Origin of the sequence: Enterococcus sp. 3G1_DIV0629, from assembly GCF_002141285.1 — a bacterium.
Taxonomy (GTDB): Bacteria; Bacillota; Bacilli; order Lactobacillales; family Enterococcaceae; genus Enterococcus_B; species Enterococcus_B lactis.
In genome coordinates this window covers 20088-33762 of record NZ_NGLI01000004.1, presented here as the reverse complement: position 1 = coordinate 33762, position 13675 = coordinate 20088, and the positions used below count along the sequence as shown (strand labels likewise).

The 13675-nt window shown below is 29.5% G+C and carries 16 protein-coding genes; all 16 read right to left on the bottom strand.

The features are described 5' to 3' along the window. Positions 1–17 precede the first annotated feature (17 nt). Positions 18–842, bottom strand: a complete 825-nt coding sequence (locus tag A5816_RS14360) for an urease accessory protein UreD (RefSeq protein ID WP_086311584.1) — start codon at positions 840–842, stop codon at positions 18–20. Then, positions 839–1456, bottom strand: coding sequence for an urease accessory protein UreG (ureG, locus tag A5816_RS14355; protein ID WP_010733210.1), 618 nt, complete (start codon positions 1454–1456; stop codon positions 839–841). The genes A5816_RS14360 and ureG overlap by 4 nt, the downstream gene beginning before the upstream one ends. Before the next feature lie 19 nt (positions 1457–1475). Beyond that, positions 1476–2171, bottom strand: a complete 696-nt coding sequence (locus A5816_RS14350) for an urease accessory protein UreF (RefSeq protein ID WP_010733209.1) — start codon at positions 2169–2171, stop codon at positions 1476–1478. Next, positions 2164–2622 carry an urease accessory protein UreE gene (locus tag A5816_RS14345; protein ID WP_086311583.1) on the bottom strand — a complete coding sequence of 153 codons (459 nt, stop codon included), beginning with the start codon at positions 2620–2622 and terminating at the stop codon, positions 2164–2166. The genes A5816_RS14350 and A5816_RS14345 overlap by 8 nt, the downstream gene beginning before the upstream one ends. A gap of 98 nt (positions 2623–2720) precedes the next feature. Next, positions 2721–4442 (bottom strand): urease subunit alpha, encoded by a 1722-nt coding sequence (gene ureC, locus A5816_RS14340; RefSeq protein ID WP_086311582.1) that lies wholly within the window; start codon positions 4440–4442, stop codon positions 2721–2723. A gap of 3 nt (positions 4443–4445) precedes the next feature. Further along, positions 4446–4790 carry an urease subunit beta gene (locus tag A5816_RS14335; RefSeq protein WP_010733206.1) on the bottom strand — a complete coding sequence of 115 codons (345 nt, stop codon included), beginning with the start codon at positions 4788–4790 and terminating at the stop codon, positions 4446–4448. Positions 4791–4806: 16 nt separating this feature from the next. Then, positions 4807–5109 carry an urease subunit gamma gene (locus A5816_RS14330; RefSeq protein ID WP_010733205.1) on the bottom strand — a complete coding sequence of 101 codons (303 nt, stop codon included), beginning with the start codon at positions 5107–5109 and terminating at the stop codon, positions 4807–4809. A 15-nt stretch (positions 5110–5124) separates the two neighbouring features. Continuing rightward, the gene (locus A5816_RS14325; RefSeq protein WP_081157069.1) at positions 5125–5643 is read right to left on the bottom strand and encodes an AmiS/UreI family transporter; all 519 of its coding nucleotides are present in this window, start codon (positions 5641–5643) and stop codon (positions 5125–5127) included. A 22-nt stretch (positions 5644–5665) separates the two neighbouring features. Further along, positions 5666–6841, bottom strand: a complete 1176-nt coding sequence (locus A5816_RS14320; protein WP_086311685.1) for an ammonium transporter — start codon at positions 6839–6841, stop codon at positions 5666–5668. 204 nt (positions 6842–7045) lie between these two features. Continuing rightward, on the bottom strand, positions 7046–7756 hold the full coding sequence (locus tag A5816_RS14315) for an ABC transporter ATP-binding protein (protein WP_086311581.1): 711 nt from the start codon (positions 7754–7756) through the stop codon (positions 7046–7048). Further along, positions 7753–8553 carry an ATP-binding cassette domain-containing protein gene (locus A5816_RS14310; RefSeq protein ID WP_086311580.1) on the bottom strand — a complete coding sequence of 267 codons (801 nt, stop codon included), beginning with the start codon at positions 8551–8553 and terminating at the stop codon, positions 7753–7755. Before A5816_RS14310 ends, A5816_RS14315 begins: the two co-directional genes overlap by 4 nt. Then, on the bottom strand, positions 8522–9382 hold the full coding sequence (locus A5816_RS14305; RefSeq protein ID WP_086311579.1) for an ABC transporter permease: 861 nt from the start codon (positions 9380–9382) through the stop codon (positions 8522–8524). The genes A5816_RS14310 and A5816_RS14305 overlap by 32 nt, the downstream gene beginning before the upstream one ends. Then, positions 9379–10371: an ABC transporter permease gene (locus A5816_RS14300; protein ID WP_086311578.1), complete on the bottom strand. Its 993-nt coding sequence runs from the start codon at positions 10369–10371 to the stop codon at positions 9379–9381. Before A5816_RS14300 ends, A5816_RS14305 begins: the two co-directional genes overlap by 4 nt. Next, entirely contained in the window at positions 10319–11917 is a 1599-nt protein-coding gene (gene nikA, locus A5816_RS14295) for a nickel ABC transporter substrate-binding protein (RefSeq protein WP_086311577.1), read from the bottom strand. Before nikA ends, A5816_RS14300 begins: the two co-directional genes overlap by 53 nt. Before the next feature lie 16 nt (positions 11918–11933). Next, the gene (locus A5816_RS14290) at positions 11934–12692 is read right to left on the bottom strand and encodes a class I SAM-dependent methyltransferase (RefSeq protein WP_010733197.1); all 759 of its coding nucleotides are present in this window, start codon (positions 12690–12692) and stop codon (positions 11934–11936) included. A 535-nt stretch (positions 12693–13227) separates the two neighbouring features. Then, a partial coding sequence (locus A5816_RS16365) for a hypothetical protein (RefSeq protein ID WP_179189727.1) occupies positions 13228–13675 on the bottom strand: 448 nt, incomplete at its 5' end.

The following is a 13675-nucleotide window of genomic DNA, read 5'->3' as shown; positions in this document are numbered from 1 at the left end:
ATTTTATACTTCATCAATTAATATAAAAATTCTATTTCTGGATAGTTATGACAATTCATTCTAAAATAATTTATAACAAAAAAGATTAATTTTCTATTTTCATTTGCTGATTGACTTAATGTTCTTAAAACCATACCAGGGATATTCAGTAACGATACACCATATTTTATTTTTGAATATTTGTCTGTGAGTTCTAATTGCAACTTATCTATAAATGCTTTATCTATTCTGCTATCAATAATAACTAATGAATTATAATTTTCTTTTCCTTCAAAATAACCAGTTTCATTAATTGGTTGTTTTTGTGGATCAAGCAATAAAATATCGTTAAATATTAATTTATCATCCATAAAGATTTGAGTTTTTTGTTTTACTTTTGTAAATAGAAAACTTTTCTCATTAGGAGCCCAGCCAGATGTAATTCCATCAGAATAGATTAAAGTAGAATTTTTATCCATATTTATTGTAGTAGTTTGATTATATATTGCATTAGCATAAGGAATAACTTCATCAGTTATATATTCAATAAAACTGTCTTTTAAATTTAAATTTGTAATTTGCTTAGTATGTTGTCCATTTAAGCATTTATAAACGTAAGTTGGTGTTTGTGTTTTTAGTATGGCGTGTGTACCTTGCAACGCATCAATATCAATTTGGTATTTTTCTCCTTCTATCAATCCGCCACCAGTACCTATTAAAAAATACATAGGAGTTTTTTCATTACTCAGTTCGACATTCGAAGATACGCGCATATTACCTTCGTGGTAAACTTTTTTCGCAATAGTACGTCCTGAATTCCCAGAAAAAATTAATTCGATTTTTCCATCTACGCTATTATTCATTCTTCAAGTCCTTCAAGTAAAAAATTTTTGCGAATCCATTCCTCTACTTGATCTAAACCATCTTGTTGTTTTAAATCTGTGAATAGGAAAGTGTTTTCCTTTCTAAATACCGAAGTATCTTTTTTCATAACATCTAAATCAGCTCCTACATAAGGGGCTAAATCAATTTTATTTATAATAAATAAATCACTCTTAATCATACCTTGTCCTGCTTTTCTAGGTATTTTTTCACCTTGTGCCACATCAATAATATAAATAGAAAAATCAACTAATTCTGGACTAAAAGTTGCAGCTAAATTATCGCCACCGCTTTCTAAAAAAATTATATCTAAATTTGGAAATCGACGTTCTAGTTCTTCAATTGCTGCAAAATTCATAGACGCATCTTCTCTTATTGCTGTGTGAGGGCATCCACCAGTTTCTACACCTATAATTCTGTCCTCTGGTAGAACAGAGTTTTTCGTCAAAAAATTGGCGTCTTCTTTTGTATAAATATCATTAGTAATAACTGCAACATCAAATTGTTGAGTTAGTTTACGCAATAAACGTTCAATCAATAATGTCTTTCCTGAACCAACCGGTCCTCCTACACCAATCACTACTGTTTTACTCATTTCAAATCTTCCTTTCATTTTAAGACATAAATAATCTAAATATTTGAATTTCATGTCTTATTTGTGCAAGCTCGATTCCAGGAACTGTAGCACCTAAATCGTCAATGTCAGTATTGTGTATATTAGTAAGCATTTCTTTCAAAATTGAATAGCTCTCTAATAAAATAATTTGTCCATCTTTTTGTCCTAGCGGTATAGCTCTAACTGCATTTTGTATTAAAGTAGAAATAACACTATATCCATAAAAACAAAAAGCTTCATCAAAACTAAATCCATTTTTTTGAGCAAATATTGCAAAGACAATTGCTGGATTTCCGTGTGATAAATTATTATCTATTCTATATTTATATTTATCTAATAAATCAATAGGATAAAGCAATTGAATCAGTGAAATCATTTGATTAGCTACCATTCTAGTGCCATCTCTTGTTTCTCTTGACTGAGTAGAATGTGTTATTAAAGAGTCTAGATTCCAGACTTCGTCTATATTTTGGGGAAGTTTTTCATAACAAGCCTTTAACAAAAGACCTTCACTATAATAAAATTGTGTATTTAAATATGCTTTTAACCAATCGAAAAAATCTTGAGAATTATTAATCTTATTTTCACGTAAATAAGTTTCCATCCCGTATGAATGATTAAAAGTACCAATTGGAAAAGTAGAATCACATACTTGAACCATTAGTAAATATTTAAGTATATTGTCTTTATTCATGTGAATGTGCAAGATTAACGTGCTTTAGTGGTTTATTCAATATGATTTTTTCAGTTTTGTATTTTACATGTTTGTGATTCAAAACATTTAAAACAACTGGATCTAAAGCTAATTTTATCTTTCCGTTTTCCACAGAAATTGGCTTGTGTGTATTTCCTAATAAATGTGCAATGTCTCCCATTTCATCAATATCTTTAGGTGTAATCACGATCATTTCTTCAGGTATAACAGATAAAATCAATAAATGAGCATCGTCAATAAAAAATACTGAACCATTCTCTAATTCACTGCTATCATCATGTAATCGTATACCAAATTCATTTCCATGATCAGAGGTTACTCGAATAATTCGTTTTGTAAGATCGTTACTTGTTATATCTGCGGTCTCTATATGATACTTTTCCAGATTAATTAAGTCATTTATATTAGCTACTACTTCTGTAAAAATCATTTTATCCCTCCTATAAAATACCAATTAATTTACAACTAGCAACGCTCTTCATGAGTATTGCTAGTTGACCCTGTTAAATGAATTAAAAAATGAAATTCTTAGAATAAGTAGTAACGTTGAGCTAATGGAACTGTTTCGACTGGTTCACAAGTGATTAACTCATTATCAATTTTCACCTCAAAAGTATGTGGATCGATCGTTATATTTTGAGGACAATAGTTATTTAATTTCATATCATGTTTCGTTAAATTTCTAGTATTATAAACGGGTAGTACAACCTTTTCTAAACCAATTTCTTCCTTAATTCCATGTTCATAAGCATATTTTGATACAAAAGTGATATTTGTTTTTTTAACAGCGTTACCACATGCTCCATATAAATCTTTCATTAAGCGAGGTTGAGGCGTAGGTAAACTAGAGCTTGCGTCTCCCATAACACCATAAGTGATCATACCCATTTTCAATACCATTTTAGGTTTAGTACCAAAGTTCTCTGGAGTCCAAATTACCAAATCCGCATATTTTCCTACTTCAACTGATCCAATATAATCTGACACACCATTAGTAATAGCTGGATTTATTGTATATTTAGCAATATATCTCTTAATTCGATTATTATCGTTAAACTCAGAATCTCCCTCTAACGGTCCTCTTTGCTCTTTCATTTTATGAGCTAGTTGCCAACAACGCATTGCTACTTCACCAACGCGTCCCATTGCCATAGCATCAGAAGTCATGATACTCAAAGCACCCATATCGTGAAGAATATCTTCAGCTGCAATAGTTTGTTTTCGAACTCTTGATTCGGCAAAAGCTACATCTTCTGGAATTTTTGGATCTAGATTATGACAAACCATAACCATATCAAATAATTCACTAATCTCATTTGTTGTAAATGGATTAGTTGGATTTGTAGAAGACGGTAGTATATTTTTGTCTCCCGCAACGACCATAATATCTGGGGCATGTCCTCCCCCAGCACCTTCAGTATGGAAAGTATGAACAGTTCTGCCAGCAAATGCATCTATAGTTTCTCCGACAAAACCAACTTCATTTAGTGAGTCAGTGTGTACTGCAAATTGAACGTCATAATCATCAGCTGCTTTTAATGAATTATCAATTCCTGAACACGTTGCTCCCCAATCTTCATGAGTTTTAATTGCCATAGCTCCAGCTTCAATCTGTTCAGCGATAGGAGCTTCTTCCGCTCCAGAACCTTTGGCCATTACCCCAATATTTACAGGTAGATTTTCAGCTGATTGAAGCATTTTATGGATATGCCATTTTCCTGGAGTAGTAGTTGCTGAATTTGATCCATCTGCAGGTCCAGTACCCCCACCAAATAAAGTAGTAATACCATTATCTAGAGCTGCGTGAGCTAATCCTGGAGAAATAAAATGGACATGAAGATCAATTCCACCAGCAGTGACAATAAGTCCTTCTGCAGAAATAGCTTCAGTGCTAGCACCAACTACAAAATCAACATTATCCATATTATCAGGATTTCCGCCTTTACCAATTGCAATTATTTTGCCATCTCTAATTCCAATATCAGCTTTAATAATTCCAGTGTAGTCGATAATAACTGCATTTGAGATAATCGTATCAACAACTAATGGGTTATTTTTTCGTGCTTCTGTAGCGCTAACACCCATTCCATCTCGAAGTACCTTTCCTCCACCAAATTTACTTTCTTCACCGTGAACAGTATAATCTTTTTCAATAGCAGCAAATAAATTAGTATCACCAAGTCTTACACTATCACCTACAATAGGACCAAATAATTGCGAATATTTTTTTCTATCCATTTTAAAACTCATAATTTAATCCTTCTTTCTCATTTTATATTTCTGGTTATCATCCAAATATCCATTTACTCTATCGTTAAAGCCAAAAATTCTTCTCTTTCCACCAAAATCAATCAATGATACTTCTTTGGTTTCTCCTGGCTCAAAACGAATAGCTGTTCCTGCTACAATATCTAATCTTTTTCCATATGCTTTTTCGCGATCGAATTTTAATCCAACCTCATTTGCTTCATAAAAATGAAAATGAGATCCTACTTGTATAGCTCGATCGCCAATATTCTTAACTTCTATAGTTATTGCATCAAAGCCTTCATTGCAAATAACTGGTTCTTTTGATAATTTAAATTCTCCTGGGATCATAAATAAACACTCCTTTTTATTGAATAGGGTCATGGATTGTGACTAACTTTGTACCATCAGGAAAAGTGGCTTCTACCTGTATCATCGGAATCATTTCAGGTACACCTTCCATAACATCTTCTCGGCGTAATAAATTTCTTCCCTCATTCATTAGTTCTGAAACAGTTTTTCCTTCTCTTGCACCTTCTAACACTAAATCAGTGATGATGGCTACACTTTCAGGATGATTTAATTTTATTTTTCTTTCTCTTCGTCTTTGAGCAATCATAGCTGCTAAACTAATTAACATTTTCTCTTGTTCTCGTTCTGTAAGTTGCATAAAAATCTCTCCTTTTTATTCTGGCCATAAGCTTAGTAACATTAATAACCCTGGTATCCAAGCTGTAAATATACCTTCGAATATGGATAAGTAACCTACTGATTTACCTAATTTGTTTCCTAAAGTATTTTCAATAAAACCGGTAAACCATAGAATTCCCCATAGCCACCAAATGAGTCCATAAAGTGCATTTCCTCCAATTCCATAGAAACATAGAAGCCCAGCAAGTAATGCATTTATAGAAACAAATAAGCTATACCATCCATATAACCTTGGATCTATATCAAAAGTGGTATTTATTGCCACATATAGATAGGTAAATGCAAAAAGTAATCCAGTAGCACTTGGATAGAACCAAATATTGGGTTGATTAGTAGCTACTCCTATCAAAATAGCTCCTACATTTAGAACTAATCCCAATCCTCCAGTAAAATAATTCATAACTACTAAAGACTTATCTTTAGTATCATATAACCGGTAGAATCCATTACTTATCAATACAATACCTACATAAAGTAATACGACTCCTAGCATGCTTAACTCTCTCCTTTCTCTCTTATTCCATATAAGCTTTTTCAGCTAATAGGTATTCATCTAAGCCTTTTTCAATTTCTAATTCAGTTGGTTCAATCTCAAAATAATGCTTGAATATTTTAAGCATCACATAAGTTAAAATAAATGAATAAATTGCAATAAAACATACACTTAGTATTTGAATCATCAATTGTGTAAATCCTGCATTTATCCTATTAATAGTTTCATTTGCAAACAAACCTACTAAAATTGTTCCAGTAAAACCACCAATACCATGGACGCCCCACACGTCTAAAGCATCATCCCAACCTTTTTTTTCTCTAAATTGAACAGCTAAGTTACAGACAATACCTGCAATTGCTCCAACGATGATAGATGAAATGGGTTTGATATAACCTGAACAAGGAGTAATAGTTGCTAGTCCAGCTATAGAGCCTGTTAAAATATCTAAAAAATTAATTTTACCTTTTTTAAGATATGAAAAAATCATCCATGTGACCATAGCACTAGCTAAACCAAAAACTGTATTTGTAAATGAAGTAGCAGCTAATTGATTTGCACCTAATGCTCCACCAGAATTAAATCCAAACCATCCAAACCATAAAAGTCCAGTACCAATTGCAGCAGCCATTAAGTTATTGGGTTGCATTCCTTTTCTCTTCAATTTTCTATTTCCTAAAACAAAGATACTAGCTAATGCACCAAAACCAGCTGTAGTATGAATAACAGCTCCACCAGCAAAATCAACAAATCCAATCTTTTCTAAAAATCCGTTTCCCCAAACCCAATGACAAACAGGAATATAAATAAACATTGTCCAAAAAATAAGGAGTAATAAATATCCTTTAAGATTTAAACGTTCTGCAAATGCACCTGTCATAAGGGGTACGGTAATGATACAAAACATCAATTGGAAGGAGAAAAACAAAGCAAAAGGAATAGTAGATCCATAAATAAAGTTAGGATTCATATTTACATTTGTTAAAGCAAAATAATCGGTTATATTTCCTATAAAACCAGTTAAATCTTTTCCAAATGCTAAGCTAAAACCTCCAAAAATCCATATCAATGTCACAACTCCCATAGAAATAAAAGATTCCACCATTATTAATAGAATACTTCTCTTTCTGGCCAAACCTCCGTAAAAAAAAGCTAAACCAGGAGTCATCAAACACACCATTGCGGTGCAAAGCATCATAAAAGCTGTATCACCGCTACTAATTTGTTCTTGTAACAACTATAAATTCCCTCCTCTCTTTGTAATTAGCATATCTAAATTTCAAATTTCAAATTACATATATTTTTTTAATTTATTAAAAATATTAAATAAAACTTGTTATTTTAGCCTAAAAAAGTGTATTCAGTTTTCATATACTGAATACACTTTTTATTTCATTTATTTTTAAACATAAAATTTTTTTAATTCATTAATACTTGAAAGATTTGAATTTTTTAGCTCATTAATTGCCAAGTCTCCTTCTAACTGTCCATTTCTAATAAATATCCATCTATTACATAAATAGGAGGCAATTTTTATCTCATGAGTAATTACAAAGTACGTGAGTTTATATTGTATTTGGATTTTTTTTAACATTTCTAGTATCTGATAAATTTGAACTAAATCTAATGATCGAAATGCTTCATCAAATATGATAAACTTTGCTCCTGAAGCAATTGCTCTAGCAATACATACACGTTGAATTTCTCCACCACTTAAAGTAGAGCATTTTCTTTCTAAAAATGTAGAATTTAGTCCTACATTTCTAAGTAGATAAACTATATCAAATTTATTATTAGATTCATTCGTTACTTCATCTAGTGCTTCATAAACTTTATAGTATGGATTGATAGAAGAATTGTAATTTTGAAAAATCACACTACATAGTTTTTTTCTATTGCTTTGAAAAATTACTTTACCACTATCAGGAGACTCCAATCCTAAAATAATTTTTGAAATAGTTGTTTTCCCACTGCCGCTTGGTCCTAACAAAGCAACGGACTCTCCATCTTTTATAGAGAAGGAAATGTTAGATAAGACCTCTAATTTTTTGTAAATTAGTGGCTTTTTAACATTATATTTTTTAGAAACATTATGTAATTCAATAAAACTCATATAAAGAGAACCTCCTTTAATTTTTTCGTTAATTGTTCATCAATACGAATTATTTCAGTAAAGAAGTTGCAAGATGATTTACTTATCTCATTTATTTTTCCATAATACTGTACTTTGCCACTTTCTATAACTAAAACTTCAGTACACAAAGTTTTTATAGTTTGATAATCGTGACTAGTCAAGATGAGGATTGGTTTTTTTTGATTCAAATAATCACTTATTACATCTAATATTACTTTTTTTGTTTTTAAGTCTAAAGAATTCGTTGGTTCATCTGCAATAATCACATCTGGTTTTAAAGCTAGAGTAAGACCAATGGTACATCGTTGTAACATACCTCCAGATAATTCATATGGTTTTTTACTTAATATATTTTTGGGGAGTTTCAATTTTTTTAATAATTTTTGAATTTCGCAGTCTATTTGATGCTTTAAGTATCCGTTTTCACTTAATGTTTCTTTAAATTGTATATATAACTTTTCTACTGGATCAAAAATATTCATTGTGTCTTGAGGAATATAACCAATTCTTTTTTTTATTTTAGGACTAATTTCCAAGTTATATTCTGATATGTTGATAATATTTTTTTCATCTAACATATATTGTACAGATCCTTCAAAAATCATCTCCTTATTTTTGATACCTAATAATATATTTGATAATGTTGTTTTTCCGCTTCCACTTGGGCCAACAATACCTAACGATGCTCCATCTTTTATTTTCAAGTTTATATTAGAAAATATTTCTTTCTTTGTATTAAAATCCTTAATATTTAAATGATTCATTGATATTTCCATTTTCTATTTTTCCTTTTCCTAAAATTCTACGTTCTACTATTTTATCTCCTAAATAATTAATAGTAGATAAAGTTAAGAATAAAGTAATTCCGACTGGTACTATTTGCCAGTTATCTGTTGTTATTACATTACGGGCATCATTTAACATCATACCCCATTCAGATTTAGGTGGTTGAATTCCTATGCCTAAAAATGAAAGAGCACTTATACTGACAATAATACTACTTAGATTTAAGGTGCTATATACAACAATTGAATCAAACAAATTAAAAAATAAATGATTTCTCATAATCCATATTTTAGATTTTCCGCTTATGAGTGAAAACTTGATATAATTTTTTTCTTTATAATAATTTATTTCTTCACGAAACATTTTTATATACCAAGGAATTTTTGATAAAGTGATTGCTAAAAAAATTGTTGGAATATTAGTGCCTAGTATTCCAATAAGTATTAAAGATACCATTTCACTAGGAATAGATAACAAAGTATTAGTAAAAAAACTAATTATATAATCCAATTTTCTAGAGTACATTATTGATAAATAAGCTAAAAATAATCCAATTAAAATAACTATTATTGTAGTAGATATAGAAAATAGTAGGGTAGTACGTCCACCGTAAAGTAGTCGTGATAGAATATCTCTTCCTAATTGATCAGTACCTAGCCAATGCTGAACACTTGGATGCTGAAGTTTATTCATGATGTCTTGTTCATTAGGATCATAAGGAGAAATAAGTGGAGCACATAACGTTAAAAAAATAATACTGCACAAATATATAAAACAAAAAATAAATATTTTATCTTTGTTTTTCTTATTTATGTTCATTGAACTACTCTTCTTTCTAAACGAGGATCGATTCTTTTATTAATCCAATTAATTAATGTATTGGATAATATGAAAAAAATTGCCATAACTACTATATAACCTTGTAATAAAGGTATGTCTCTAGTTTTAATTGCTCGAACACATAATACTCCCATTCCTGGCCATGAGAATATATTTTCAACTACTGCGCTACCAGCAATAAGTTTTGGCAAATTAACACTAAGGGCAGTAAATGATGATCTTAAGGAATTTTTTAATAGATGGTACGTAATTTTCTTTTGAGAAAAATTACGTACCTTATAATAAAATATAAAAGGTTGTTCCATTGTTTCCAGCAATTCCTTTCTTATTATTCGTACATAAGTAGCTAAGTTTGCACATACCAAAGTTGTAGCTGGCAATACAACCGAACTGATATTTTCCATTCCATTAGTTGGAAATAGATGAAATTTAAGCGAAAAGCAGCTAATAAATAAAATTCCTAATAAAAAAGACGGAATAGAACTTATTACAAATAATAATAATCTTAACAGTCTTTCCCATTTTATATTTTTATAGAAAGCAGATATGACGCCTAATCCAATACTTAATATTATTAAAACTAAAAAAACAATAGAAGTTAAATAGAGTGTATTTACTAAGGCGTCTTTTATTAATAGTATTACATTTTCTTTAGTAGTAAAACTATATCCTAAGTCGCCTCGTATAGCTTTTTTTAGCCAAGATAAGTATTGATAACTAAGTGGTTTGTTCAAATTTAATTCTTTAGCAACTTCTTTAATATTTTCTTGAGTGGGTACAATCTCATTTGCTCTAAGAGTAACTTCTGCAGAATTTTGCGTTCCCAGTTGTAAAAACATAAAAGAGATAAATGATAAACTTAATAACAATATTGAGAATTTTATTATACTTTTAAAAAAGTTAATAATTAATACTTTAGTTCTGTAGTTTATACATTTTTTCAAAAGGAATTTCATATTGAGAATCATTAAATGTAACTCCTTTCAACTGAGATGTAGCTATCGCTTTCGTTCTTGAATAAGAAATTGGCAAGTAAATACATTGGTCAGATATATATGTCAATATTTCTTTATAATTATTTTTTCTAGTGATATCATCTGATTCCACCAATGTCTGAGAAATTTTTTCATCTAACCATTTTTTTCGAGAAAGACCTTGTTGGGCTTGATAATCTCCATGAGCCGGTATACGCCATGATGAAACATAAGATTGTGGGTCATATGGAGTTCCCCATGAAAGAGAATATTGCAAATCGAAATTACCATTCTTTTGCCTATCAAGAAACATTTGTTTTTCTTCTGGAAGAATATCAACAAGTATGCCTATTTGTTTCAAATTCGATTGAATTACTTGAGCAATTTCACCTTCTTGTTCATTCTGTGAATTGTAAGAAAAAACTAGTTTTAATTGCTTTCCATTTTTTTCACGAATATTATCATTTCCCAAGTACCATCCAGCTTGTTCCAATAAAGATTTTGCCTTATTAGGATCATAGTTATAATTTTTTAGGTTAACATCACAGTATGGAACGTTAGATGATAGTACCGTCGGAGCTTCAATTTCAATATTATTCAAAACTCCTTTTACAATTGAAGTCTTATCAACAGCATACTCAACTGCTTTTCTTACCTTTAAATCTTTTAAAAATGGACGATTACTGTTTAATAAAACAGCTCTAGAAGCTATAGGATTACTGATATAAGTAGAAAAGTTTTTATCATTTTCTAATTCTGTAAAATTAGTAGTAGATATCTGATCGCCATCAGAACCATATATCAAATCAATTTCCCTATTTTTAAGAGCTAATTCAAGTGTTTGAGAATCAGGTATCACTTTCCAAACTACTTGGTTCATTTTAGGCATTTTTCCCCAATAATTATCATTTTTAATAAAAATAGCTTCTTGATTGTTCTTATGTTCTTTTAAAATCCAAGGACCAGTCCCAATATAATTTTTTACACCATTTTTTGTTTCACCATTAATAAAACAACTAGGAGCTATAAATCTAAACGGTCTTGTTAAAGCTAGTTCTGTTAATGTAGGATAATATGGTTTTTTTAGATTTAACTGGAAGGTAAATTTATCAATTACTTTTGTATTTTTTATTTGATTTACCAATTCTAACCAAGCATGTCTATTTTTATTTGATAAGATCGCGTCTATATTCATTTTTACCGTATCGGCATCAAAGTTTTCTCCATTTGAAAATTTAACATTTTTTCTTAATCTGAATGTATAGCATAATCCATCAGGTGAAATTGACCAACTTTCAGCTAGTGCTGGTTTAACTTTTCCATGTTCATTCTTTGTTAATCCTTCAAAAACCATGTTTTGAGCTGCCATTTCTCCAGAATATAAATGCGGGTTTATGTCGCGTATATCTTTTGTATTCCCATAAATTAATTGATCTTCTTGAGTTTCATGATTTTTTTGTTTATTGGAGGAACAAGCTCCACAAATAAAAGCTAATATTAATAAAATTAAAAATTTTTTTAAACGTCTTTTTTTATCCATAATTACTAAACACCTATCACTTTATTGCTCTAATATAAAATAAGGGTGTAGAGCGAAAATTTATTTGTTCTACTTCACTTAGTACTAGTGAATTTATATTTTCTTGATAATTAATTTCTGTAAAACCTATTTTCTTTAATGTATAGAAATCCCAAACTGGTCTTAACTTTTTACTCAGTGGAAGAAGTTTAGCAATGGATTCCATTTCTTCTATATTTGTTTTTTCATAATAGTCTTTTATTTGTTTTCTTTTTGTGTCCTCTCTGTCTTTTTTATATTCAAAGTATTTATTTAAGTCATAAAGATAGTTATACCAATTAGCGTCTATGTTAATAAATAGTCCATTATTTTTTAATACTCTATAACATTCTTCGTAAAATTTATCTGGATGTTCAAGATTCCAAGTTAAATTTCTAGTAATTACTGCATCAAATGTATTATCACTAATAGACAAAGCTTCTGCATCCATAATTTCCCATTTTATATTGTTATTATGTAATCCAGCATTCTTTTTTGCTTGAAGTAACATTTCTTCTGATCTATCTACAGCGGTTACATCATATCCTTCCTCAGAAAGTAAAATAGCTATAAATCCTGGACCCGTACCTACTTCTAAAATTTTTTTGGTTGGTTTATTAGCAGAAATCAATTGTTTTAAGATATATTTTTTCCAATTCTTTTTATTAGCTGCTTGCAATTCTTCCATATGTTGTTTTCCATAAGAAATTGATCTATCTGCCCAATATTTTTTTATTGCTGTTTGTAAGTCTTCCATACTAGTCCCTTTCTCTTATTTTTTTATAACGAGATTAGAATAGCAAATTCATTTAAGACTAAACATCCTTTTTTTTTTACAAAAGAAAAAGAATTACGAATTAAATAAGTTATTAGTTTTGAATGTACAAAGTTATCATGTTTTTCTTTGTATCTAGTAACAAAAAATAAGCTATCTTTTATTTTTAGAGTGTAGATAAAGTACTGGCCTCTCCTTTACTTATGATTTAGTAAAAGATAAATACGATTAAGTCCAAGAATACTCCAGTTTGACTTCTATTCTTCTAATTAAATTATCAATGATTCAATCCCAAAGAATTGAAAAAATGCACATAAAAAATTGGTTTTACTTTTTCATGTCATAATATGAAAAAGCACGCAAAAAATAAAAGAGTTTAAAGCATGAAAAATCGTTTTGCTAAAGTAAAAAGCATAATCTATCGACTATTTCTAGATTGTTACATAGAAAAAAGACAAACCTCATTTTTTGTATAAGGTTTGTCTATAGTCTGAAACTAAGCTAACGCTTACTTTTTTTAATTTATTTCATCAATAATAGCATAAATATCTTTAAAATCCTTAGTTCCACATAAATCCGATATAAAATAATAGTTTTCATTAAAATTAAATTTATCCAATTGTACATTTGTAATGACTAAATCATAATGTGTGTGCTTACAATATTTACTAATGTTAATAGATGAATTGCTTTGGAAAAATTCTTCTAAGTTTAATAAAAACGTAGTATATAAAAATGTAGTAGTATTTAATAGTAATGCTATGTTGACATGGTTTTTTCTATATCTTTTTAAATTACTTACAAGAGTGTAAAGAACATATTGGAAATATTTACCATTTTCTGTACTTAAATACTTCTTAAATAAAGTATCCGATTGCACGATCTTCAGTACTATATCTTTCTCAAATGAACTAAAATTATTATCTAAATAAAAATCAAGAGTAATTTTATCAATAGGATAAATA